This is a genomic window from Nocardia sp. CDC159, assembly GCF_023740735.1.
Lineage (GTDB): Bacteria > Actinomycetota > Actinomycetes > Mycobacteriales > Mycobacteriaceae > Nocardia > Nocardia pulmonis.
The window spans coordinates 88,775-113,435 of record NZ_JAMRXH010000019.1 but is presented as its reverse complement, the minus strand read 5'-3'; the positions used below and the strand labels follow the sequence as shown (position 1 = coordinate 113,435).

Below are 24,661 nucleotides of genomic sequence, written 5' to 3'. Positions count from 1 at the left end.
CGACCGGTGAGGCCAGCACCTACGAGGTGGTGGGGATGGACGGCACACGCTACGGCCCCTACCTGACCATGACCGAGGCCCGTATCAAGCTGACCGAGATCGGCGGCGGCGTGGTCACGCCGATCACGAAATCCGGGTAACCCCAAACCATTTCGGAACGCCGTCCCGGTAACTATTTCTCGGGCCAGGAGCCCGGAACGGCGTCCGTCTCATTGTGATAGACACCGGAGAAATCCCCGCGTCCGACAGGTGAGCCTACCGGACCCCGGTCCGGCGTGGCCGCTACGTCAACGCGTCTATATCGATTTCGATCGGCACCGGAATGGTCGTGGCGAAGTGACCGGAGATCTCAGCCGCTGTCTCGTATCGGCGGCCATCGGTCAACCGATGCACCACCAGCTCAGCGGACGGGCCAGCCACATCCACCACCCAATAGTGCGCGATCCCGGCCGCGGCGTACTCGGCAGGTTTGCTCACCGTATCGGTGCGTCGCGTGTCGGTGTCGGTGATCTCCACCGCCACCAGCACCTCATCCGGTCTCAGCCGCTGGGCCGGACCAGCCGTAGAGGTGATGACGAGATCGGGAACCCGCACGGTCGGCCGGTCGCCGCCGCGGGTGCACACCTCGAACCCTGCCAGCACCTCGAGGTGTGGCGGCAGCTGCCCGGCCAGCTGCCGCGCAAGGCGTAACGCGGCGCGGGTGTGCCTGCGGGTGGGCAGCGGCATCACGACCGGCACACCCTCGCACAGCTCGACCCGTGCGCCGCTGTCCCGGGGCAGATCATCCCATTCGGCCAGAGACAGCAGGTTCGCCACACCCCCAGTCTGGCATCAGGTATCGGCGGCGTGGTCGCAGCCGGGGCAGCTGTCGGTCAAGTAGTAGCCGTGAGCGCACAGGGTCGATCCGTCGAACTGGAGTTGCGATCAGGACAGGTAGCGGTCGATCCAGCCGAGTCCGCCGCGATCCAACCGCAACCGGGCGCGGGTGACAGAGACATAGGCCAGCATCACGTCAGCATCAGGGACCGTGTTCCATTCCCCATCGTCATCACGGTCTGGCTCCGGGAAGTCATCCGCGATCTGCACATCCGCCCATTCCCGGCCCTTGGACTTGTGCGCGGTCGACACGACCACATCCGCCCGCTTTTCCTCGCTCAACTCCTCAGCGGCCTTGACGATCGCGTCCACACCATGCGTGTCGATCAGATCCACCAGCGGCTTCAGGTCACGACCAGCTGACTCGTCCGCGAAATCCTGCACGTCCGCCCACGTTTCGAACAGAAACAGCTCCGAATGACTTGTGCGACGGCCGTTCTGGAGATCGCGCGCAGCTTCGGCCATTCGCTTCACAGCGCCGCCGCCACCGACCAGCGCAACCCGCATCCCGGACTTCAGCAGGGTCATTACCCGCCCCATCGCTGCCGCGTTGGTGCGGCACAGGATCGCGGTCGGCCGCTCCAGCTGCGTGACCTCCGAAGCCAGCTGAGGGTTACCGGTCAACCGCAACGGCGTATTCAGCAGCGACAGCCATTTGTTCGCTTCCTCCGCGACCCGCGGACCGAACCGCCACGACTGCGACAGATACAGGCGGCGGTCGGCAGGCCATTCGATCAGCGCGTCGACCGCGCCCCGCCACGCGTACAGCTGTTGCGCGGAATCGCCCACGGCGATCTGCTGGGCGTGGTCCTGAGACTGCACAAGCTGGGCCACAACCGGATTCGAGTCCTGGCATTCGTCCAACATGACGACATCGGCCGCCAGCTCGGGGTTGGTGAGTGCCCACAGTTTGAGGTAGTGATCGTGTTCGAACCGCAACCGCCCGTCCGTGCTGCGGATGTCGTCCCATGCCTGCCGCGCATACGGCAGCACGACGCGCTGAATCGCCAGGTGGTCGTCCATCGACGTGCCGATCTGGCGCGGCACGTGATGTACGCCGATCTCGGCATCGGCGCTGTAGCAGAAGCGTTGCACGGTCTCCAACGCGATGCGGGCTTGCTGTGCCGGATTCACCTTCTGCACGCCCAGATCCAGCCACCGGGTGATGCCCAAAAGTTCGGCCGCCCGCTTGCCGGGCTGTCGGGGACCGTTCAGCCGGTGCCGGTATTTGCGGCCCACCGCGGACATCGCCAGCCCGTGCGCGGTCTTGCATTGCACGGTGGCGGGGAATGATGCGGCGGCCTCGTCCGCGATAGCGCGGTTGTAGGCGATGTATACAGCCGATTTGCTTCTGATCTCAGCGGCGATCATTTTCAGCGTGCTGGTTTTCCCGGTACCGGCTCCAGCCTGGATGATCAAGTTGTGCCCGTCGCGGGCCGCGTCGATGATCGCGGCTTGCTCGGGAGTCGGGGTGTATGCGGGCATGTCCGGTTCCTTCCGGCTCGGTGACGGTTCAATCCGTCCGACCCCATGACTGTACACACTCATGTGTGTACAGTCAACGGGGGTGCTCCGGTCTGTCAGCGCTGGAAGGTGGAGAAATCGCCTTGCCACAGCACCGATCCGGCGGTGATCACCGCCGGATTCAGCGCGGCCTTACTGACCTTATAGGCGTGCTTGACCGTCTGCCGTGACCCCGGCGGAATCGAGCCCTGCACACCGGTCCCGTAGCCCTCGCTCAGGGAGATGACGTGTTCGGCCTGCACCCCCGCCGCGCCGTAGACCACGGTCGGGGTCGGCCAGTTGAAGCCGTCCCACACGGCGCTGGTCGTGTTGATCACCTGGAAGGTGACGACCGTGGCGGGGCCGTATCGGGTGACGGTGTCTTCCACCGACAAGATCAACCCTTCCAGCCCGCTCTGGCTCCGGCCGGTGTCCATCGGCGCGTACACCCCGCCCGCCGACGCGGTAACCGCGGCGGCGGCGCTGGACGCGCCGGTGGTGAGCTGGATCGGTGTGGAGGTGGGCGGATCGGCGGCACGGTCGGCAGCGCAGCCGGTCAGACCGAGCGCGCCAACGACGACACATGCGGCAGCAACGATACGTACAGATGACACGACGAGAGAATTCCCTTCCGCGGAGTGAGGGCGAAAAGGGGGATGACCCGCGTATGTGTGCCCCTGCGCCCGCGTTGTGATGCTACGGGCAGTGCACCCCCTCGTTCTACGGTTCGCGGCAGATAGCGGGGTATGGCTGCGGGCCTCCCGGTTTCTTTCTGACGGGGTATGGCTGCGGGCCTCCCGGAAATCGACCCATGCCCGGGAGGAAAACCCCCATGAAGTTCACCATGCCCGCGGATCTCGCGGCGCTGTCGCAGGAAGAGCTTCGCGCGCTGCTGGCGGCGGCAGAACGCGAGTTCGACGAGCTGACCGCCGCGACGAGTCAGGACGACGCGACCGTGAGCGCGGAAACGCTGGAGGACATGAAGGCCCTCAACGCTGCCGCCGACGCCCTCAGCGCGCGTATCAGCGAGTTGCGGGCGCAGGACGAGGCACGCGCCGAGGAGGCACGCGCCCTGATCCAGGCCCGCACCGAGCGGGCACAGACCGCACCCACCACTCCGGACCCCGCCGACACCGACACCGACGAGGACGCAGACGCCGATTCGGGCACCGACGATTCCGCCGGTGCGGACGAGGTGGATGCGGCGGCGGTGGTCGCTGAAGCCGAACAGGTCGTCGCCGATGCAGCGGCCCCGGTGACCGCTGCCAGCGCGCCGCCGCCGTCGTTCCGAGGTCTGGGAGCCCGGCGCGGCCGGGGTCCTGCTGCCGCGCCGCCTGCGCCCGAAATCGGTTTCCGGATGCGCCCGCAGGTGCCCAAGTTCGTGGACGGCCCCGTGGGGTTCCGTGAGCTGGCGCTGTCGATCGATGCCATGGCGGTCGGCACTCGTGTGCACGCCAACCGGGCACCGCATCGGGAACGAGGCAGCATGGTGCCGCTGTCGCTGGCCACGCTGGATCGCGGGTTCGGGGCTAGCCATCAGATCGACGTGGGCAGCGAAGAGGAGCTGCGACACCGTATCGATGAGCTGGTGCGCTCGACCGAGTGGCGCGGCGCACGGTTCGACCGTGACGGCGCGCTCGTTGCGTCGGGCGGCCACTGCGCCGTCCCGGAGACGATCTACACGTTCTGCGACGTGACCCCCGCATCGGGTCTGCTGACGCTCCCGGCGGCGAATTTCGGGCCGCGGGGCGGGCAGCGGCGGCCGAAGGAACCGGATTTCAGCGAGCTGTACAACACGCTGCCGTGGCGGTTCACCGAGGAAGAGCTGGTGGCAACCAATCCGGACGGCACCGCGGTGGTGACCAAGCCGTGTATCGAAATCCCCTGCGTGGAATGGGAGGAGATCCAGGTCGAGGCCATCGGCCTGTGCGTGACCGCGGGCATCCTCCAGAAGCGCGGATTTCCCGAAGCGGTGGAGCGGTTCCTTCAGGAGGTCCTGAAAGCGCACCTGATCAAGGTCAGCGTGTGGAGCATCCTGGACATGGTCGCGATGTCGACGCCGTACACCATCCCGGCGGCGGGTGCGGTCGGCGCGGCGGGCGCGTTCCTCAACGGATTGTCGCTGCGGGCCACGCTGATTCGTCAGCAAGAGCGCATCGCGAATGACGCCGTTATCGAGGGTGTAGCCCCGGCGTGGGCGCTCGAGGTCGCGAAGGCGGACATGGCGTTGCAGCAGGGCGTGGATGTCAAGGGCATCACTGATCAGCAAATCGACTCGTGGTTGTCCACGAAGAACATTCGGATGCAGTGGGTGCAGCACTGGCAGCAGCTGCCCACCGCGTCTGTGCGGTGGCCCACCAGCGTGCAGGCGCTGCTGTACCCGGCCGGTGCGTTCGTGCAGCATCTGGAGAATGTGATCGAGGTCGGCACCCTCTACGACAAGGCCATGCTCCAGAAGAACCGATACATGGAGCTGTTCACCGAGGACGAGTACGCGGTGGACAAGCGGTGCCGTGTCTCGGAAATGGTGACGGTGCCGTTGTGCGCCAACGGCTCTGTGGGTGCGCGCGAACAGATCACCTGCACCGCGACCACCAACGAGGTGCAGACCGCGACCATTTCGGGCTCCCCGACCGGCGGCACGTTCACCATGTCGTACGACGGGGAGACCACGCCCGCGCTGCCACACAACGCGAGCCTGGCCGCGGTGCAGTCCGCGCTGGCGGGCCTGCCCACCATCGGCGCAGGCAACGTCGCGGTGACCGGAACTCCGGGCACGTCGTACGTGGTCACGTTCCAGGGCCTGCTCGGTGGAACGAATGTCACGCTGATCACCGCTACCGGGTCGTTCACCGGCGGCACCGATCCCGATATCACGGTCGCGCAGACCACGGCGGGCGCGCCGAACTGAGTTCGGCCCTGATCTCCGGTTCGGGGCGGGTGAGTATGTCCCTGGTGGCTGCCCACACTCACCCGCCCCGGCCGGACCCCTCAATCCCGAAGGGAGGCAATGGTGGAGGTCTACAAGCCACCGCTGGCCAATCCGTCCGGCGGCGGCCTCTACACCGCGGCCACGATCATCGACGCCGGGGACCCGCCGCGGCTGGCGCACGGCGTGGTGGTCGACACCTGGAACTGCGGCCCCAGCTGGGTGTGGCCGATCGCCTGCGAGGCGGAACAGCCCGATCCATCACCAAAAGGCACTGAACCGCGTACTGATTGGCTCGACACCCCATTCACCGGGGATGTGATCGGGGCCGATGACAACTGCTCGGCACTGGTGCCGGAAACCGAAGCGGCCCAGCGGGCGCAACAGCTGTTGCGGCTGCACGAGCCGGTGCGAGTTGAGCAGCAGCTCACGACGCGACTGCTGACGGCGGCCGGGGCACCGGCCACGGTAGCTGGGCTGGTGGCGGCGGTCGGGGCACTGGAGGAAACCGTCGCAGAGTTCGGGATCACAGGCGTGCTGCACGCCGCCCCGCATCTGGCGGCGGCGGTACAGGCCGCGCAGTTGGTGACCCGGTCCGGCGCGTACTTGGTGAGCCCGATGGGGCACCGGTGGGCGTTCGGCGCGGGGTATGCCGATCTTGGCGAAACCATCGTCGCCACCGGACCGGTGACGGTGCACCGTGGCCCGGTGTCGATGACCCACGGCCCGGACTACCCCCACAACGCGCGGCTATCGGTAGCGGAACGCGAAGTGCTCGTGTCCTGGGAATGCTGGACCGAAGCGGTAACGATTGGAGCGTGAATTATGAAGGCAAACACGGAGATTCGCGGTGACATCGCGATCGTTCGCCCCTTGAGCGGCGGTCATGGGCAGGTAGCGCAGGCGCTGCTGGCCGCTGCCGGGCCGGACCGGGTGCGGCAGGTGCGGACCGTCACCACGGGCGGGCGTGGCTTCCAGGTGCCAGTGGAGATCGCCAAGGCCGCCGGGTTCATCCCGGACCCGGCCGACGAACCGGCGGACGATCCGGCCCCGGCCGACGATGCCGTTCCGGCCGCGGAAAAAACCGCCCGCCGCTCGGGTGCCCGATCCAGCAGGAAAACGGCGTCGCCTGATCCTGCCGGTGCGTCGTGACCAATCCCCGCAACGTGGTGGACCTCGTTGCGGATGAGGTGATCGCACGACTACGCGAGGAGATCGCCTCGCACATCGCCTACGCGGCAGACATGGCGCGCGCTGACGTGCACGCCGCGGCGCGTCAGCAGTTCGCCGAGTTCCTGGCCACGCTGCCCGCGCCGGGGTCGGCGGCGGCGGTCCCGGCGAAGATGGACGCGCGGGAGCGTGCGCAGCGCACCGCGGTCCAGGGCGCGGTGGCGACAGTGGCGGTAGCCGTGCTGCTCGCGGTAGCCGGGGCGATCAGCGGCGACGGATTCGATTGGGCCAGTAGCGGTGACTGGAAAGCGGTGGCCGGGGCGGCGCTCGGTGCCGGAATCGCTGCTGGCGCGGCGTATGTGCAGCGGCTGGTGTCACCCCCGCACGTGCCCAGGGAGGGTGAAACGGAATGAGGCGGCGACTCGTCAGGGCAATCGACTCAGAATCGGTACGCCCGTACCAGGCCGTGCTGTACGCGGGTTACTTGGTGGCGGGCATCCAGAGTCTGATCTTGGGGTCACCGCCGACCGCCGTCGCGCAATCCATGGGAGCGATAGCAGCGGGCATGTGGACGGGGTTGCTCATCTGCTGCCCGCTGTTGTTGCTGCTGGGCTTCCTGCTGCGTCGGCACCCCAGCGGGATATGGGTGCAGATCGCGGCTGAGGCGGGGGCAGCTTCGGCGACAGCCGCGTTTGTGGTCGCTGTCCTGCAATCGACATGGGCCGAACGAGCGAGCTTCGCCGCATGGTCGGGGGCGGCGATGACCGCGCATTCCGTGCTTCTGCTGACGCGGGATCTACGGCGGGCGCGAGAGATGGCCCGCCTGGTGAAAGAAGTCCGAGCATGATATTTGATGTGTCAACAATCCTGGTCAGTGGCGGGGTGTCAGCCGTTCTCGTCTCCCTGGTCCAGGCCGTCGCCGCCCGCCGCCCCCGCCGACTGAAGTCCGCCGACTACGCCGAAATCGCCGCACGCGTATCGAACATGGGCGCGGAAATGTCGCAGAAAATCGCGGCCGATCTGCGGCGGGAAAACGAGAAGCTCGAGAACAAGGTGGACGCGCTGGCGCGTCGCGTCAGTGAACTCACCGATGCGCTGTGGCTGGCGATCCGCCAAATCGAGTCCACCGGCCAAGACGCATCCGCCATGCGGGCCGTGCTCAACGGCAACCCCAACAAGACTTGACCCTCGAACCGCTATTCGCGCAGGTCAAGCGGGTTATAATAATTCTTCGCCCGAAAATCCGCCGGTCGGCTGGCTAACCGAGACTTGACCTCCGACTCAGCGGCGGTCGGCACGTTATGCGTGCCCGTCCCTCCGGGCCACAAGCTGGCGGCCCCCGCTTACCACAACGAGGGCCGCCCGGCGTCGACTCGCTACACCCGATTGCGTTGAGCTCGACACCATCCACTCAACCAGTCGCCCGACCTATCCCACAACGGGTTGCTGTCCGGCGTCCGTCCGGACTCACATCCGGCATGTGGGACTACTGCACCCCTGCTCTCTATCGTGCGCGGCGTGGACCTGGGCAGCCACGGAAACGCTCTGACATGCACATATAGAGGAGAGCTGAAGTGGCGAACTTCGCGGTCGTCAAGGGGAAGCGCCTACGCGCAACCCTGGTGGATGCGTGTGGAATGCCCCTGGCCGGACCGCGCTCGCGGCTCGTGACCTCAGGCTTTGTGACCCTGAAGGCGTCGCCGGTGATGCGAGACGCCGACGACATCGAACAGACCAACGCCGAAGGCCGCGTCTGTGTGGCCGACCGCACGCCCCCCGAACGAAAGTGGTGGGCTCTGTCGATCGAGCTGTGCGGCGTGGACACCGACCTGTTCAACATGCTGCTGGATTGGGAGGTCGTTACCTCCTGGGACGGTAAGCCGATCGGTTTTTCCGATCAAAAGGAAGTGCCGTCCGATACCGGTGTCGCTATCGAACTGTGGTCTGGCGTTGGCTCCGACGACGCGTGCGACGTACCGACCACCGATGACATCCTGGTCGGCGCGGGCGGTGACCTCGTGTTGCCGTATGGGTATCTGCTGTGGCCGGTCCTGAAAGAGGCTCAGGTCGGCGATGTCGAAATCGGCTCGAAAGCGAGCACGTTCACGCTGTCCGGGATCACCGCGGCCGGGACCCGCTGGGGACGCGGCCCCTACAACGTCATGCCGACCGACGTGGACAACACCCCGGGCCGCCTGCTCACCGCGATCAAGCAAGGGCAGCATTTCCGGTCGTTCCGTACCACGATCGCGCCGCCCGATGTCACCGATGGCGCGTGCCCGCTGGTGTTGCCGTCCCCGTACTACGGTGCCACCGCCGCCGCCATCGCACCCGACCAGCCCGACTGTGACGCTGTCGCGTCCAACGAGATCCAGACCGTCGCGCTGACCGGCTCCCCCACGGGCGGCACATTCACGCTGACTTTCTCGGGGCAGACCACAGCGAACATCGCGTACAACGCAGCCGCCGCCGCGGTCGAGTCCGCGCTGGAGGCGCTGTCGACCATCGGCACCGGCAATATCGCCGTAACCGGCAGCGGCCCGTGGGCGTGCGAGTTCGTGGGTGATCTGGCGGGCGTGAATCAGCCGCTGATGACCGGGAGCGGGGCGGGCCTGACCGGCGGCACCAGTCCGTCTGTCACCGTCACCGAGACTCAAGCGGGCGGCGTCTACAGCTGATGACGCTGACTCTGGGGTGGACAGCGGGCACGCTCCGTCTGACCCTCCAGCCCGGCGCGACGTTCACCGGCCGGGTGGAATACCAATCTCCACCCGGCACCCCGGCCCCGTGGCCGCCGGGGCTGTCGGCCTGGCTGCGAATCACGGTGCCCGGCAGCACGTTCGAACGGATCTGGCCCGCCGACATCGACGGCGCGGTCATGTCGTGGTCTGTGCAGCCCGACGACGTGAACGAGATCCCGCTGAACGCGCACGGCCAGCTGTGGCTGGACTACCAAGACGCTGCCCCACTGGTGTGGCTGGAGGGTCCCGTCCTGATCGGGTCGTGCCACGCCAGCGGGTTCGGGTACGTCGCCGCGGTGCCGCTGCCCGACAGCGGCGCGGTGGCGGTACCCGTGCCCGGCCCGCCCGGACCCCCCGGGCCGCCCGGCAGCGGAGCCGGAACCGTCATCGTCACCGGCACGGCCGGGGCCGCCCTGTCGGGGCATCGGGCCGTGGTGCAGCTCCCGGACGGTACCTATGTGTATGCCAGCTGTGACGACCCCACCCATATGGCGCTGCCGATCGGGATCACCGCCGCCGCCGCCATGATGGGCGATCAGGTTCAGATCGTCATGTTCGGCCAGATGACCGAATCATCGTGGGCCTGGACGCCGGGACCGGTTTTCCTGGGCATCGGCGGGAGCCTGACCCAGTCCGCACCCACCGGCCCTACGGCCGCGTTTCTCACCCAGCTTGCCGCCGCGACCGCGGCGGACACCGTGTTCGTCGATCGCCTGCCAAGCATCGCGCTCACCTAGGAGGAAAAGTCATGGCCGACAAATACCTGTACAACAACGCGGGCACGATCACCGAAAGAGAAGCCACGGTGTCGTCCGCTGGTGCGGGCAGCGCAGGCAAGATCCCCGCCCTGGACGGCAACGGCAAGCTGGCGGCCAACATGATGCCCACCGGGTTCGGTGCCGACGTGAACTCCATCCAGGCATCGGAAAACCTAGCGGCGAACGACTTGGTGAACATTCACGATGTCGGCGGCAGCGCGCGGGTACGCAAAGCGGACGCGTCCGCCGCCGGGAAGGAAGCACACGGATTCGTTCTCGCCGCGGTCACCTCCGGCAACAACGCGGACGTATACAGCGAGGGCACCAACGCCGGGCTGACCGGCCTCACCCCGGGGAAGCTGTTCCTGTCCACCACACCGGGACAGGCCACCTCTACCGCGCCCTCCGGCTCGGGGCAGGTGGTGCAGGTGGTCGGCGTCGCAACCAGCGCCACGGCTTTCAATTTCGAGGCACAGCCGCCGATCGTTCTGGCCTGACCGTGGCATCGAAATTACCGCTGGTCATATCCGGCGGAGTCGTCCGTGAACTGGCCGACGCCGACGTGCTCTATGACCAGCAGCTCTACACCCCGAAGCGGACGATGACGCTGTCCCACAGCAACGGCGGGCTTGGCGGCAGCGTGGCCACCACGCTTTCGGCTGGCACCGCGGGCAGCTACCGATTCGTCGTCAAGCTGCCGTGCAACGTGGACCAATGGCGGATCGGTCTGCGAAATCAGGAATACAGCGCCGGGGCCAAGAATTCGGCCACCCTGAAAAAGTTGATCGTTGGGAAACACGCCCGGTCGACGAGCGGCACATGGGGCGAAACCGGGGACTTCGTCGGCGGGACCGCTACGACGATCGTATCCACCGATCAGACCATTCCTGGTTCGTCGGGGACGGGCTATTATTTTTCGCCCTGGGTGTCGGTCGCGAACGGATTTTCTGCCGATGATCTGTTCACCGCGGACACCGAGTTCCTGGTGGGCGTGGGCTATACCTTCGGCTCTTTGACCTCGCTCCAGACGGGTGCCGGTCGGGCCTGGTGGTGGAGCAACAGCACCTCCGGCACTACCCCGGGCACGGCCGGGAGCGGGGCCACCCAAACTTACATCCCGTTCGATTGGAAAATCGAATACACCACGACCACTCGGCGCAAGGTGTGCGTTGTGGTCGGCGACTCGATCAGCGAAGGCATCGCTGGGGGAAACTCCTCGCTCAGCTCAACCAGCCTGTGGCGTAACGCTGTCGAACAATGGGCCGCGCGGACCGGCCGCATCATCGTGAATCTGTCGCTGGCCGGTGTCGGCTACGTGCATTTCGCTACCTCCCCCGCGACGAACTACTTGTGGACGCGCCGCGATATCACCGCCCACCCCGTCGACGAGGTGTTGTTGTCGGCCGGATCGAACGACTGGAGTCAGGCATCACGGACGCTGGCGAACATGCAGGCCGACGTGACCACCATCGTGAACTACATCCAGTCCACCCTGGGCCTGTCACCGAAGTTCTACATGGCCACCAACCTGGCTCGCGGCGCGACCGGCGACGCGGTTCGTCTGACGTTCAACGAATGGATATCCTCGTATCCCACGTTCTGCTCGGAAGTGATCGACTGGGACGGCGCGACGCGGGGCACGTCCGCACAGAACCTTGTCGACCAGTACACCCCGGATTCGATCCACCCCTCCTGGTTGGGCAATATCGCCATGCGTGACGTGCTGCTCGCAGCGCTGCCGGACTGAGCGGTTGCGCCGCCCGTAGCTACGGTTCCGGGCCGTGAGCACTTGCACGTGGCCTGTCGACCGCACCTGCCTGCCCGCGGTCACCGCGCCGGAGGACCAAGCGCGGTTGCAATCGGCAGTCGACACCGCGGTAGCCGTGCTGTGGAGCTTCACCGGTCGTCAGTTCGGTTGTTGCCCGATCACGTTCCGGCCGTGCCCGCGCGAGCACGATCAGGGGTGGCCGGTGTCGTGGCTGCCCGGTCTGGCGTTGTCCACGCTGTGGGTCGATCCGGTGTGGCGGGAGTGGCCGTGCGGGTGTGGACCGCGGTGCACGGCCAGCGGCCCGGGGGTGGTGCATCTGCCCGGACCGGTGTGTGAGCTGACCGGGGTCGTCATCGACGGCGCGGTGGTCGATGAGAGTGCCTACACACTCGAGGGTGATCGGTTGTACGCGGCCAGTGGCCGGTGGCCGCGACAGGATCTCACAGTCGCGGCAGGCTCCCCCGGCACCTGGACAGTTGATTACCTTCGGGGGACGCCCCCGCCTGCCGGGGCGGATCGGTCGGTGGCGCTGCTGGCCCGCGAGTTCTGGAACGCCTGCACGGGCGAGCAGAAATGCCAACTTCCGAGACGCGTGGAATCTGTTGTCCGGCAGGGTGTTTCAGTGAAGATGGCAGACCCGGCGGCGGTGTTCGAGGACATGCTTACCGGCATTCCCGAGGTCGATCTGTGGATCGCCTCGGTGAATCCGCATCGCCTGTCCGCGCCGTCTGCGGTGTCGTCTCCGGACTACCGGGCGGGTGTGTAATGCCGGATCAGGTGGCCACCATCGTCGGTCTGACTGTGACCCGATTGCGGGCACAGTTCGACCCCACCCAGGACGTGCCGCCGCTGGGCGGCGGAACCGACAGGGTGCACATCCTGGCCGGGGAGGTGGTGGTGCCTCCCCCGTGGGTCGGTTTCAGTGACGACTCCTCAGCGTCGTGCGAAGGCTGCGGCCCGTATCTGTGGGTGCGGCTGGTGCGGCGGTGGCGGACAGGCGATTTCCCGGCTGAGGCCGCCACCGGCAGTTGCATGGATCGGCGGGCCTGCACGATCGAGGCCGGAATAGCGCGCTGTCACCCGTTCGAGGCGGCCCCGGCCGCATTGGAGCAGGCCGCGGCAGTCCAGTGGGACGACTCGTGGCGGATCGACGCGGCGCTGTGCGCGGCGCTGCGTGACGCCGAAGACGCCGGGGCGGCCACTGATTCCGCACTCGGTCCCGGGGAGCCGTACGGGCCGGAGGGTTTGGTGCTGGCCTGGACTCAAGTAGCGCACGCACAACTCTAGGAGGGATTGACCGATGCAGGTGACGATCGAAGGTGTGGTGGCGTCGGATGTGTGTGGGCGCGGTGAGCGGCACACCGTGGAGTGGACGCCGCGGCTGGCCGGGCTGGTGCAGTCGCGGGTGGTGAAGGTCGTCGAATGGCACCACGACACCACCGAGCCCGAGCCCGAGCCCGAGTCCGAGTCCGAGTCCGAGCCCGCCCCGGCGTCGCGGAAACGGCGCGGGCGACGGCAGACCAGCGAATGACGATCAGAATCCGAGTGCACCAGGACTGGTCCGCGCCAGCCGGAACCGGGCAGCGGGCCGCCGCTGAGGCGGTACCGATCATGCGGCGGCTCGGGCGCGCGATCACGACGACCGCGCGGCGGCGGGTCAACGTCCGGTCGGGGCGGCTACGGTCCACAATCGGCCACCGGGTGACACCAGCGGGACCGGTGGTGCGGCTGGACGTGTTCGCTACCGCCCGACACGCCCGGTATGTGCACGACGGCACTCGCCCGCATGTGATCACCCCGCGCCGCGCCGCCGTACTGCGGTTCGAGGTCGGCGGCCGGACCGTGTTCGCGCGCCGCGTCCAGCATCCCGGATATCGCGGCAACCCGTTTCTGTCGTCGGCGGTCCGCGACGAGCTGGCGCGCGCGAAATTGACCTGATTTGACCGGGGGTTTGCACCCCGTTTTGCCACCGTGCGCGCGTGACTGCGCCCGGTGGTATCCGCATCCCGATCACTGCTGACGGTCGCGGATTCCCGGAGGATCTGACCCGGGTCGTCATCCAAGCGATGCGCCGCGTGCAGGTCCGTCTGGACGCGTCCCCTCTCGAGGTGTCGGCGTCGGTCAACCTCGATACTGCCGGGAGCGAAGCGCAGCTTCGGCAGCTGCGGGACCGGCTCCAGGCCGAAGCGCGTCCGATCACCCAGCGGGTGGTGGTCGACGTGGACCGCGCCGGGGTCGCTGCGGCGCAATCGGCTACGGCCCGGGTGGTGGCCGGTGAGCAGTCGATGCAGCGTGCGCATCGCGACACGGCCGCCGCGGCGCGGGCGGTGATGGCCGAACGCGCGCGGGCCGCCGCTCAGCTGGACCGGGTGTCCGAGCAGATGCGGCGGTCGGCGGATGCCGAGAAGAACGCTCAATTCGCGTTGGCGCAAGCCAAGTTGGCGGCGGCGTCCGCTGTGCCGGACCCCGAGGCGCAGGCCCTCAAACAGGAGCGGGCAGCGCTGCGCGTGGCCCGCGCCGAATCGGCGCTCGCAGCGGCGAAGAAGGCGGCGGCGGCCGTCGATGATGACCCGGACGCCAAGGCAGAGGCGCGCGAGCGTGCGGCGCAGCGGGTGGCCGCGGCGGAACTGTCGGTTGCGGCAGCGAAGCGGGCCGCGGCGGCAGCAGCGCCGGACGAGGACGCGGCGGCGCTGCGTCGCGAGCGTGCGGCGCTGCGGGTGGAGCAGGCGGAAAACCGTGTCGCTGAGGCCCGTAGACGTGGGATCGATCTGGCGCGGCAGGCCGAAACGCTGGCGCAGCGGGCAAGGGGTATCGGGATCGTCGCCCCCACGGTGAGCGGGGGTGCCGATGTGGATCGGCTGCGTGGCCGCGCCGACGCCGCCAGCGCGTCCTTCACGCGACTGGGGTCGGCGATCGGCACGGCGACCAGGACTGCGGCGGGGCTGTCCGCGGTGACCGCCGCGGTGGCGGCGATCGGCGGTGCGGCCGGGCTGGCTGGCGGTGCGGTCGGTGGCCTCGTCGTAGGGCTGTCAGCGATCGGTCCGGCGGCCGGGGCTATCGCCGCTACTGCCGCGGTTGGCTTGGCCGGGCTGAAAGACGCGTTCAAAGCCGTCTCCGATGCAGCCGAAGCGGCCCCGGCCGAAGCGGTCGCGAAGACCAAAGCTGTTGCGGCAGCGCAAGAACAGCTCGCGTCGGCGGCCGAATCAGCGGAATCGGCGCAGCGGGCGGTGGCGGCGGCGCAGAAGGACGCGACCCGCGCGGCGAAGGATGTGGGGGAAGCCTATCGGCAGGCCGGACGGGACATCGAGGACGCGGCGCTACGGGCGCGCGGCGCGACGCTGAGCCAGAAAGAGGCGGCGCTCGATCTGCGGGAAGCGCAGAAAGAGGAGAGGGAATCTCGACTCAACCCGGCTGAGCACGAGCAGGCAATGCTGCGGCTGGAGCGGGCGCAGCTGTCGTATGACCGGGCGGTACGCGAGTCCACCCGCGCCAACGAGGACAATGCCGAGACGCAGGCCAAGGGCCTCGAGGGCGCGGACGCGGTGGTGGCGGCGAAGGAACGTCAGCAGGCCGCGGAGGAACGCGTCACGCAGGCCCAGCAGGCTGCGGCGAAAGCGGGTGAGCAGGTCGCGAAGGCCGCGGCGGCGGTAGCCGAGGCGCAGAACGCGGCGGCTCCGGCGTCGGAGAAGGCAGCGGCGGCCATGGCCAAGCTGGCACCGAACGCGCGGGAGTTCGTCACCGCGGTGCGGGGGATCAAGCCTGCGTTCGAGGACGCGGCGCGTGCGGTGCAAAACACCGGGTTCGCGGGGCTGGGCGCGACGTTGGCCGATGTGTCTGGCCGCGCCATCCCGGTCGTGCGAGACGGCATGATCGAGGTAGCCCGCGAGATCAACGGCGCAACAACACAATTCACGAACTTCATCGGCACGGCGCGCGGACTGGAGGGACTGCGGTCCACCTTCGCCGGATCGGCTAATTTCCTCGCTGGCCTGCGATCGGGCACGGGCGAAGCCACGCAGGGGTTGCTGGATTTCGTCGCAGTGTCCGAGCCCGCGCTGGAAGGGATGGGGTCGGCGCTGTCCGGTATCGGCGGCGCGATCGGGCGCGTGTTCTCCGAAGCCGCCGCTAGCGGTCAGCTGCAATCGGTGTTCGGGGGATTCACCCAGCTGCTCGAGTCGACCGGTCCGCTGCTGGGCGGCCTGATATCGAGCCTGCTGACGATGGCCGATCGGGTGTTGCCGTCGCTTTCCCCGCTGTTCGAGTCGCTGGGTGCGGCGCTGGTCGATATCGCGCCGGAACTGGGCGATCTGGGGGCGGTGTTCGCGCAGTCCCTGTCCGCCATTATGCCGGATTTGTCCCGATTCATCGGTGCGCTTGCTGAGGGTTTGCGGCCGGTTCTGCCGGTGATTGCCGAGCTGATTCGATCACTGCTGACCGCAGTAGAGCCGCTGATCGGCCCGATATCGCAGGTCGCGCAGGTCGTCGGCACCGCCCTGGCCGATGCGCTGCGCGCCCTTGCACCGAGTATGGGGCCGATCGGACAGGCGTTCGCCGATCTGATCACCGCCGCCGCACCACTGGTCCCGCTGATCGCGGAAAACCTGTCCGTCGCCCTTCAGGCACTCGCGCCCGCTTTGTCCGAAATCGCGCGCGCCCTGGCCCCCGTGATCAGGTCCTTTGCCGATCAGATGCGGCCGGTCATCGCCCAGATCGCGCCCATCCTGGCCGAAGTCGCGCGGACGGTCGGCTTGGCCCTGGCCGACGCCCTGCGGCAGATAGCGCCAATGTTGCCGGAGCTGGTGGGGTCGTTCTCGCAGCTGCTGCTGGCCGTGCTGCCGCTGCTGCCGGAATTCGCGCGCCTGGCGGCCGAGATCCTGCCCCCACTGATCAACGTGCTGGTTCAGATGACGCCGCATTTCCTGCGCATCATCGACGTACTGACATGGCTGATCCGCGAGGTGATAATTCCGCTGGTCCTGCCCTACTTCCAGTCCATGGCCGACCAGATCGCCAGCAACCTCGAATTCGTCGGGAACGTGTTCGAGACCTGGAACGCGATAGTCGACCGAGTACTGAACGCGGTCAAATCGGCGTGGGGGTCGCTGTCGGACGCGGTCACCGCGGTAAAGGACTGGTTCACCGATACCGTGTTCCCGGCGCTGGGATCGGCGCTCGAGCGGGTCAAGGGCTGGTTCACCACAGGTGTCGACGCGATCACGAGCACTTGGGATCGTCTGCGCGAGGCCGCCGCCGCACCGGTCCGGTTCGTGGTGAACACGGTGTGGAACCAGGGCCTGCTGAAGGCGTGGAACACAGTGGCGAAGTTCCTGCCCGGCGTCGGCGAGCTCGCGCCGGTGCAGCTGGGATTCGCGACCGGTGGTTCGGTGTCCGGACCCGGCAGCGGCACCAGTGACGACATCCTGGCATGGCTGTCCAACGGAGAGCACGTCGTCACCGCCGCCGAAGTGATCAAGGCGGGCGGCCAGAACGTGCTGTACGCGATCCGCGACATGATCGCGCGCGGAATCCCGTTCCAGTGGGACGGCGGCCGGGTGGTATCGCTGCTGGGCCGCGACAACCTCGACGCCTACGGGGCCGCGGTGAAGACCCGCGGCATCGGCAACGTGCCACCGGAAGGACTGTTTGGCCCGCTGTCGCCGCGGTTCGCCGAAGGCGGCGCGGTGCTGCCGTGGATGTATCAGCTGCTGCGCGGGCACGAGTTCGCGCGCGCGCAGCACGGGCGACCGTATCAGTGGGCGGGGCCACGGTTCGCCGGTGACTCGTTCGACTGCTCGGGGTTCATGGGGTCGATCGCGGCGGTGATTTTGGGCCTGAATCCGTGGCAACGTTATTGGGCCACAGCGAGCTTCGCTGGCTACCCGCCGGTCGGCCCCCAGGGGTTCGTCAAGAGCGCGCTCGATGGCGGGATGGTCATCGGTGTGACCGACGACCCGGGCGGCCCCGGCGGCGGCCACACCGCGGGCGTGCTCGGTGCGCTGCCGGAGCTCGGTATCCCATCCCCGATGCGCGTGGAATCCGGTGGCGCACTGGGCGATGTGCATTACGGGTCGGGCACAGATCCGCGGTCGTTCGCGGCGATGTACGGGCTGCCCATCGGTGCGAACGGGTTTTTCCAGCCCGGCGCGGGCGGCGGCGGTGGTGGGTCGGTGGGTCCGGCCCCGGCCGATCAGCGCGGGTTTGTCGAACGTCAGATCGCGAAGGTGTTCGACGCTGTGGTGGGTCCGTTGCGGCGTCGGATCGAATCCGAGATCGGGCCGCCGCCGCCTGAATTCCGGAAGATCCCAGGCGATTTCCTGACCACCGTTCAAGACGGGTCCGTGCATTACCTGTCCGGTCTGGTCGGCGGACTGGGTGACCGGCTGCCGAGGGCGTGGACGGCGGCGCGGGAGCTGGCCGGGCGCGCGTTGGACGCGGTCAACCCGTTCGACTCCGGCGGTATCGCACGCGGCACCGGCTTATTGGCCAAGGATGTCATCGACCCGGAGCGGGTACTGTCCCCGGAGCAGACCCGGCTGTTCGAGGCGCTGGTGATCAGCTTGCAGCAGATCGCGGGCGGTAGCCGGGTGTCGGGCGAGAACTTCGACCTGCTCACCAACACGGTGTTCAGCGCGGGCATCGACGCGCTGGCGCAAGCGTTCGGGATCGAACTGGAGCGGCGCAAGACCACGCCCACTCCGGAGGAGGCGGCGCAGCGGGAACAGACTCAGGCCGCGATCGACGAGACCGGGCGGTTGGCCGCCGAAACCCGTGAGCTGGTGCAGCGCACCGAATCCAATCACGAGCTGGTCATCAAGGAACAAACCGAGCAGCTGCGCCAGCTGCTCAACGGGATCGCGGACAAGCTCACCGACGCCGCGTTGCGGCCGATCGTCCAGTCGGCGGTGGACGCCGCAATCGGCGTGGTGGAGGACTGGTTACGGGCGGCGGCGTCGGTGATCCGCGAAGGCACCGACCGCACCACCGCCGCGGTGCAGAACCTCGACATCCGCGCCGATCCGGGCACAGGTGCGCCCGCCCCGTTCGGCGCGCCCGGGTCGGCATTCGACGCGGCGAAGGCGATCAGCGACGCCGTGGTATCGGTGGCGAACACCGCGCAGCAGGTCTTCCAGCAGGTGGCGCAGCAGGTGGCCAACGCGGCGCTGGCGCAGAAGCCGTCGCGGGTCGACCAGAGTAAGGGCGTGCTCGGGCGCGACATCTCCGGTGGCCCGCTGGTGGACATGATCGTCCGGCTGACCGGCGTGGAAATCGAAATCCTCGACACCCTGATCGACACCCTGGAGGAAGTGCGCAAATTCCGGGGCGATCAGGTCCAGGCGTTCGACTCCACTGGCCGCATCATCTCCGACACCGCCGAGTTGATCCAACGCAACGAATCATCGTTGCAGCTGGTCGTGAACGAGATGAACCGATTGAACCGCGAGTTGATCAAGGCGGTGCTCAGGTACCTGGTGCTGAACGTGCTGCTGCCGATCATTACCGCGATCCTGGGCGCGATGATCCAGCTGGCCGCCGTCGCGATCGGTGCCGCTATCGGGTCGATCATCCCCGGCATCGGCACGTTCATCGGCGCGGCGATCGGCGCGATAATCGGTGCCGCCCTCGCCGGGGTCGCGGCCGTGTTCACCGGGGCGCTGGCGATCGGGGCGGGCGCGGCAATCGACAGCTTCGACTCCGGTGGTGTCGCGGTGGGCAAGGGCCTGCTAGCCAAGGATGTCGTCGAGCCAGAACGCGTCCTGTCCCCCGCTCAGACGAAGCTGTTCGATCGGATGGTGTCGGCGCTGGAGTCCGGGGACCGGTCCACCCACCGCACGACCCATGTGAACGCGCCGATCCACGTCGTGGGCGGCGGGCCTAATACCGGGCAGGCCGTGCAAAACCATCTGCTGAGCCTGCTGTGAGGAGACCGTGATGGACGCAGGACAAGTCGCTGACCTGGCGGCGCGCTCGTTCTCCGACCCGGACGCCGTGTCCGAGCCGGACACCGAGCCGCCCATGGTGTGGTACGGGGTGCTGGGGCTGTCCCCGCCCCCCACGGTCACTCCCCCGACTGGTGAAGAGGAGTAACGGGTGTTCCGTGGCTATCTCGCGCTGGCCGGTGCCGAGCTGACCAACACCTCCCGTCTGGTCGCGCACGCCCGGCCGGGGGTGCCGCAGTCGATGGAGGAGGCGCTGGCGCAATGCCGGTGCGCCGGGGTGCGTGACTACGTGCGCTACGACGATTCCTGGCCGGGGCTGGCCGCGTTCCTCGGTGACGACCCGTACGTTCTGGACAATGCGCCTTGGTACGACCCCGATATCCCGCAATCGAGCGAGTTCCTGGGTATTTGGGTGGTCAAGGTGGATGGGTTCGGGCAAGCCCCGGTGGAGCGGACAGTCAGCGACGCGATCTGCGCGGGCGGGGTCACTGGCCCGCACCGGGACAAGGCCCGCGCGCTGACCATCGAGGCGGTGCTGGTCGGCTGCACCCACGCTGGTGTCACCTACGGCGCGGAATGGCTGGCGTGCCGACTGCGTGACGCGGCCGGGCTGTCCGGCACCACCCTGGAGTATCTGGCCGCCCACCCGGAGGATTCGGCCGCGGACCCGGCGTCGCTGCGGCGCACCCTGTCCCGGGTCGTACTCACCCGGGAGATCCGGATCACCCAGATGTTCGGGACCCGGCGCAGCGAACATCGGCAGGGCGCGGTGGCGGCGGTGGATTGGGAGATGGGGGCGCTGGACCCGTATACGTATGGGCCTGCCACCAACCAGACGATCACCTGGGCCAGCAGCGTCGTCGAGCAGATCGAATGGGCGCACCCACCGAACTGTGAAGCCCCTGAGTCGTGCTCGGAAATCCCGCTGCTGGCATCGGCTACCTGCATTCCCGCCACCGTCGATATCACCCCGGTGCAGCCGCCGGTGTGCGCGGGCTGCGTCCCGCTGTGTCAGGTACAGACCCGGGTGGCGGCGCTGCCCGCGGCGGCCGGGGTGATCTGCCGTGACCAGGTGGTCTCCTACACGGTGACGGCAGGCGCTGAGCCGGTGAGCGTGAATTTCTGGGTGAGGCCGTGCGGGTCCACCGCGCTGTGCGACCGCACAGGGTTTCTGTCGCTGGCCGGGCTCCCGGCAGGCGCGACCGTGGTTGCGGACAGCGTGTCGGGGCGGGCGTACGGGCTGGTGTCCGGGCAGCAGGTGCGTCAGGTGGGCATCGTGCACACCCCCTCCGGTGCGCCATGGACATCGACCGTGCTGGATGCGGGAGGCTGCTGGGAGCTGGTGGCCCAGCACGAACCGGGGATCGATTTCACCGTGCAGGTGAGCGTGCGCGGGAGGCAGGCATGAAGCTGGAGGCCGCCGCGGTGGCGGTGCATTCGATCGTGGACGGGTCCACACTCGGTGTCCTGGAATGCCCGACGCAACTGACCTGGTCGCGGGAGCTCAACGAAGTCAGCCGATGCCGGGTGGAGGCCCCGATTCAAGAGCTGTCGGAGATCGTGACGCCGTGGCTGCATTGGGTGTCGTGCTGGCACGGTCAGGCGCTCCAGTGGATCGGCCCGGTGGTGTCGGTGACCCGGGACCGGGCCGCGATGACGGTAGACGCCCGGGACGTGTCGGTGCTGATGTGGCATACCCGCACCCAGATCACGCGGCAGTGGAGCCAGCTGAACGTTGCCGAGATCGCGGCCGACATGTGGCGGGACATGCTGACCTTCCACGCGATCGACGCGGACCCGGTGGTGTTGCCCGCGCTGGCGTCCCACGGCCGCTACGACGTGGCGGTACAAGCGGACATGAAGCTGGTGCAGCAGGACATGGCCCAGCTGTCCAAGCTGGGACTGCGGTGGACCGTGGTTCGTGGCCGCCCGATCCTGGGCACTCAGCCGACCGATCTCGCCGCAGAGCTGGCAGACTGCGATTTCACCGCCGCCGCGACCATCAGCCGTTCCGGCGCGAAGACCGCGAACGATGTGCGGGTGCAGGGCAAGAACGGGGCACACACCGAACGTGTGCCGCTGGGCGGCCTGCATCTCCAGTCGATCGTCAGCCTCGATGACCTGTTCGGGGTGTCCAACATTCGGCGCGCGACCCAGGATTATGTGGCCCGGTCGGCGACGATCCGCGACGAGCTGGTGATACCGCAGACCGCGACGCTGACACCGGACGCTCCGGTGGAGCTGGACATGCTGGTACCGGGCATCAATCTGGCGGTCAGTGCGCTGGGGCTGCGTACCATCCTGCGCCTGGACCAGGTCCAGATGACTGGATCACCGTCTGGCATGGAGGTGGCAGTGACGCTGTCCACCCCGGACAACCGTACCGAGCTGGAGCAGGCGGGGGAACAGTAGGGATGAGCGGGACAGACGAACCGGTACGACCCGCCAAGGATGACGCGGAATGGGCTCGAGAAACCACGCGTCGCCTGGATTCGCTGGAGAACCCGACCAGCCAGCGGGTCGGGCAGTGGGTGCTGTCCACCTCCAACGAGGGCCACCTGATCGCCAGCCATGTCGACGGCGGCAGCGTCGTCCTGGCCCGCAAACCCGAAGGCGGGGAGGTGGACCCGGACGAGATCACCGACGACGTGATCCCGGAGGTGACAGTGGTGCGGTCAGCCTCTCAGGCGATCGGCACGAACGGCGCATACGTCGTGTTCGACGGGGTGCGGGCGGAAAACGGCGGCGACTGGACCGCCGGGAAAACCGTGTTCGACGCGGTCACGGTGCCGGTGTCGGGCACCTACACCATCACCGGCGCAGTGCATTTCGCCTCCGGTACTGGCGTGCTGGCGGCGGGCATCGTCGTGGACGGCCGATTCCTCCAGGGTGGCCGCTGCCCCGACAGCGGCGGCAACGTGTGGCCGACCGTCACCGTGGCGGCGCGAATGCCGCTGACTGCGGGCCAGTCGGTGCAGATGTTCGCCTACGCCGGGGCGAACATGAATATCGGGTCCAGCCAATTCTTCACGCCCAACGTGCCTACGGAAATGTCGCTGGTGATGTCGGAGAGGAGCGGCTGATGCCGCCGCAAGTATGCGTAGCGCGGGACCTGTCGACCGATGCGGGACAGCTGGGACTCGAACCGTGGTCAGCGCCGCGGATGGTGTCGCAGGTGTCGGCCTCCTCGACCGGTGACGGGGCAATCACCGGGGCGGGGCTGACCACTCAGCCCGGCCGGTTGATGATCAACGCGCAGATCAGCTGGGTATCCGACAGCCCGTTGCCGTCGATGATGCGGTTGCAGGTGATCCGCTCCTACCGGACGATCGTTTGCAGCAACCCGAACGCCGTCCAGATCTGGGACAGCTGGAATTACGGGATCGACCGGGCCGCGCGCGTCCCGGACGCCTACAACCTGGTCAACAGCCTGTGCACGCTCGGGATCGACATCGGCACCGACAATGTCGCGCAGCCGGTGTACGGGCGCGTGCATCAGGACTACCCGGTCACCGCGTCGGAAGAATGGTACGAGCTCCCGGCCGGGTCGACGCTGAACGTGCACTACCGGTGTTATGTGTGGACACCGCCGCCATGGTCGAACAACGCCAGCGCGAACAACCCGCTGCATGAGGCCCACAGCCGCGGGGTGAAGCTGCGGCTGTGGGCGTTTCCGACCATGGATGAGGCGGTCCGATGAGCGTGACGATTTGTTCCAGTGAGTGGATGATCTCCGGGCCGCGCGGCACCGCGCTGGCGGACGGCTGGTACCCGCGCATCGTGGCCGAACGGTTCCTGACCTCCACCCGTGACGGCGACGTTGCCCGCGCCCCCGACCCCGTGCCGTTCATTCAGGGCGAGGTGACCTGGACCAACACCACCGGCGCGGTACAGCAATGCTGGATCGGAACGCACCGTGCGCCGCGGGTCATCGTCGCGGCCAACCCCAACACGTACGTGTTGGACGACGCGATCAGCTGGGATGTCGCGTTGTCCCCGGACGCGCCCGCCCCGTTCGCGGCGGAGGACGGGGTCGGCGCGCGCTGCCAAACCACCCCGTTCGCGGCCAACCAGGTGGGCTACACCCGGCTGTTCCGAGGGTGGGACGACTCGGTACGTGTCGATCAGATCGGGGATGTGCCTGCTGGACACACCGTTCATGTTCGATACGCCGCGCTCTACACCACCCCCGGATCGTGGCGCGCCCCGAATCAGGGGTTGCAGGTGGTCCGCGCCTACTGGGCGCGGTTGCGGTTGTTCGCTGCCCCGAAGGACACCCCATGACCTTTCCGTGTGTCGATACCACCTTCTTCGATGTACCCGGCGGGGTGTTATCACCTAAACGGCAGTGGCAGTGGCAGCACCGCGCCAGCGCGACCGGCGGCGGCGCGACGTTCACACCCGCTAACAACGCTGCCGGTACCACCTTGTTCACGGTGCAGGCCGCATGGACGAACACCACCGGTGTCTCCCAGCGGGTATACGCGGTGATGACACAGGGTCCGGTCCGGTACGTGCTGGACGGGCTGAAACACATGTTCATCCGTTACCAGTGGGGCACCAGTAGCGGTGTGGCCCCGGCTGATCCGACCCTGACCGAGGAGTCCCGGGTACGCGGCTACCCGGATTTCGGCAGCGCGAACGCGACCCCCAGCGGGCCTGTAGCAGCCATTTTCGTGCTGCTGGAGGATCGGCAGCCGACTGCCAGCGTGCCGATCGGTGACCTGATCACCCTGCCCACCGGCCAGACCATGAAGGCCCGGGTTCAGGTGTCCTGGGCCACGTCGGCATGGGGTATCGACTGGTACACCCCTGCCTGGGGTGACCCGGTGCCGAACCGGGTCGGCAAAGTCGGGCCGGTACGCGTGGACTTGTTCAGTGTTCCGATGATCCCGTAACAGCGTTAACACCGTGTGTGCGCCCCTGCGTTCTACCGTGCGCGTCCGATCCAGGGCAGCCCACGAGGGATGGAGGACAGC

General features: G+C 67.8%; 25 protein-coding genes. 22 read left to right on the top strand and 3 right to left on the bottom strand.

Annotation, left to right across the window (positions count from 1 at the left end; all coding sequences use genetic code 11):
- Window positions 1-282 precede the first annotated feature (282 nt).
- The 3 genes from NDR87_RS31520 to NDR87_RS31510 all read right to left on the bottom strand — a co-directional run bounded on the left by NDR87_RS31520 (window position 283) and on the right by NDR87_RS31510 (window position 2,993).
- Window positions 283-816, bottom strand: coding sequence for a Uma2 family endonuclease (locus NDR87_RS31520; RefSeq protein ID WP_251917383.1), 534 nt, complete (start codon window positions 814-816; stop codon window positions 283-285).
- Between the two features lie 108 nt (window positions 817-924).
- Complete coding sequence (locus tag NDR87_RS31515; RefSeq protein ID WP_251917384.1) at window positions 925-2,361, bottom strand: AAA family ATPase; 1,437 nt, start codon at window positions 2,359-2,361, stop codon at window positions 925-927.
- A gap of 95 nt (window positions 2,362-2,456) precedes the next feature.
- Window positions 2,457-2,993: a hypothetical protein gene (locus NDR87_RS31510; protein WP_251917385.1), complete on the bottom strand. Its 537-nt coding sequence runs from the start codon at window positions 2,991-2,993 to the stop codon at window positions 2,457-2,459.
- Window positions 2,994-3,211: 218 nt separating this feature from the next.
- On the opposite strand from NDR87_RS31510, the gene NDR87_RS31505 reads away from it, so the two are divergent.
- The 22 genes from NDR87_RS31505 to NDR87_RS31400 all read left to right on the top strand — a co-directional run bounded on the left by NDR87_RS31505 (window position 3,212) and on the right by NDR87_RS31400 (window position 24,580).
- Complete coding sequence (locus NDR87_RS31505) at window positions 3,212-5,290, top strand: major capsid protein (protein ID WP_251917386.1); 2,079 nt, start codon at window positions 3,212-3,214, stop codon at window positions 5,288-5,290.
- Between the two features lie 99 nt (window positions 5,291-5,389).
- A complete protein-coding gene (locus tag NDR87_RS31500; RefSeq protein WP_251917387.1) occupies window positions 5,390-6,130 on the top strand; it encodes a hypothetical protein in 741 nt (246 codons plus the stop codon).
- A gap of 3 nt (window positions 6,131-6,133) precedes the next feature.
- Window positions 6,134-6,460 (top strand): hypothetical protein, encoded by a 327-nt coding sequence (locus NDR87_RS31495; protein ID WP_251917388.1) that lies wholly within the window; start codon window positions 6,134-6,136, stop codon window positions 6,458-6,460.
- A complete protein-coding gene (locus NDR87_RS31490) occupies window positions 6,457-6,891 on the top strand; it encodes a hypothetical protein (RefSeq protein ID WP_251917389.1) in 435 nt (144 codons plus the stop codon). The genes NDR87_RS31495 and NDR87_RS31490 overlap by 4 nt, the downstream gene beginning before the upstream one ends.
- Before the next feature lie 74 nt (window positions 6,892-6,965).
- Window positions 6,966-7,325 (top strand): hypothetical protein, encoded by a 360-nt coding sequence (locus NDR87_RS31485; protein WP_251941266.1) that lies wholly within the window; start codon window positions 6,966-6,968, stop codon window positions 7,323-7,325.
- A gap of 8 nt (window positions 7,326-7,333) precedes the next feature.
- Window positions 7,334-7,663 carry a hypothetical protein gene (locus NDR87_RS31480; RefSeq protein ID WP_251917391.1) on the top strand — a complete coding sequence of 110 codons (330 nt, stop codon included), beginning with the start codon at window positions 7,334-7,336 and terminating at the stop codon, window positions 7,661-7,663.
- 389 nt (window positions 7,664-8,052) lie between these two features.
- Window positions 8,053-9,156, top strand: coding sequence for a hypothetical protein (locus tag NDR87_RS31475; protein ID WP_251917392.1), 1,104 nt, complete (start codon window positions 8,053-8,055; stop codon window positions 9,154-9,156).
- On the top strand, window positions 9,156-9,956 hold the full coding sequence (locus NDR87_RS31470) for a hypothetical protein (protein WP_251917393.1): 801 nt from the start codon (window positions 9,156-9,158) through the stop codon (window positions 9,954-9,956). Before NDR87_RS31475 ends, NDR87_RS31470 begins: the two co-directional genes overlap by 1 nt.
- An 11-nt stretch (window positions 9,957-9,967) precedes the next feature.
- The gene (locus NDR87_RS31465; protein WP_251917394.1) at window positions 9,968-10,474 is read left to right on the top strand and encodes a hypothetical protein; all 507 of its coding nucleotides are present in this window, start codon (window positions 9,968-9,970) and stop codon (window positions 10,472-10,474) included.
- 2 nt (window positions 10,475-10,476) lie between these two features.
- Window positions 10,477-11,724 (top strand): SGNH/GDSL hydrolase family protein, encoded by a 1,248-nt coding sequence (locus tag NDR87_RS31460; protein ID WP_251917395.1) that lies wholly within the window; start codon window positions 10,477-10,479, stop codon window positions 11,722-11,724.
- A gap of 34 nt (window positions 11,725-11,758) precedes the next feature.
- Window positions 11,759-12,511: a hypothetical protein gene (locus NDR87_RS31455; protein ID WP_251917396.1), complete on the top strand. Its 753-nt coding sequence runs from the start codon at window positions 11,759-11,761 to the stop codon at window positions 12,509-12,511.
- Entirely contained in the window at window positions 12,511-13,032 is a 522-nt protein-coding gene (locus NDR87_RS31450) for a hypothetical protein (RefSeq protein WP_251917397.1), read from the top strand. Before NDR87_RS31455 ends, NDR87_RS31450 begins: the two co-directional genes overlap by 1 nt.
- 13 nt (window positions 13,033-13,045) lie before the next feature.
- Window positions 13,046-13,276: a hypothetical protein gene (locus tag NDR87_RS31445; protein ID WP_251917398.1), complete on the top strand. Its 231-nt coding sequence runs from the start codon at window positions 13,046-13,048 to the stop codon at window positions 13,274-13,276.
- Window positions 13,273-13,683, top strand: a complete 411-nt coding sequence (locus NDR87_RS31440; protein ID WP_251917399.1) for a hypothetical protein — start codon at window positions 13,273-13,275, stop codon at window positions 13,681-13,683. Before NDR87_RS31445 ends, NDR87_RS31440 begins: the two co-directional genes overlap by 4 nt.
- A 41-nt stretch (window positions 13,684-13,724) precedes the next feature.
- Window positions 13,725-19,664, top strand: coding sequence for a hypothetical protein (locus NDR87_RS31435; RefSeq protein ID WP_251917400.1), 5,940 nt, complete (start codon window positions 13,725-13,727; stop codon window positions 19,662-19,664).
- A 10-nt stretch (window positions 19,665-19,674) separates the two neighbouring features.
- On the top strand, window positions 19,675-19,830 hold the full coding sequence (locus NDR87_RS31430) for a hypothetical protein (protein ID WP_251917401.1): 156 nt from the start codon (window positions 19,675-19,677) through the stop codon (window positions 19,828-19,830).
- A gap of 3 nt (window positions 19,831-19,833) precedes the next feature.
- Window positions 19,834-21,090 (top strand): sugar transferase, encoded by a 1,257-nt coding sequence (locus NDR87_RS31425; protein ID WP_251917402.1) that lies wholly within the window; start codon window positions 19,834-19,836, stop codon window positions 21,088-21,090.
- The gene (locus NDR87_RS31420; protein WP_251917403.1) at window positions 21,087-22,094 is read left to right on the top strand and encodes a hypothetical protein; all 1,008 of its coding nucleotides are present in this window, start codon (window positions 21,087-21,089) and stop codon (window positions 22,092-22,094) included. The genes NDR87_RS31425 and NDR87_RS31420 overlap by 4 nt, the downstream gene beginning before the upstream one ends.
- Window positions 22,095-22,213: 119 nt before the next feature.
- Entirely contained in the window at window positions 22,214-22,765 is a 552-nt protein-coding gene (locus NDR87_RS31415; protein ID WP_251917404.1) for a hypothetical protein, read from the top strand.
- The gene (locus tag NDR87_RS31410; protein ID WP_251917405.1) at window positions 22,765-23,382 is read left to right on the top strand and encodes a hypothetical protein; all 618 of its coding nucleotides are present in this window, start codon (window positions 22,765-22,767) and stop codon (window positions 23,380-23,382) included. The genes NDR87_RS31415 and NDR87_RS31410 overlap by 1 nt, the downstream gene beginning before the upstream one ends.
- Window positions 23,379-23,966 (top strand): hypothetical protein, encoded by a 588-nt coding sequence (locus NDR87_RS31405; protein WP_251917406.1) that lies wholly within the window; start codon window positions 23,379-23,381, stop codon window positions 23,964-23,966. Before NDR87_RS31410 ends, NDR87_RS31405 begins: the two co-directional genes overlap by 4 nt.
- Window positions 23,963-24,580, top strand: a complete 618-nt coding sequence (locus NDR87_RS31400) for a hypothetical protein (protein WP_251917407.1) — start codon at window positions 23,963-23,965, stop codon at window positions 24,578-24,580. Before NDR87_RS31405 ends, NDR87_RS31400 begins: the two co-directional genes overlap by 4 nt.
- The last annotated feature ends 81 nt before the right edge of the window (window positions 24,581-24,661 follow it).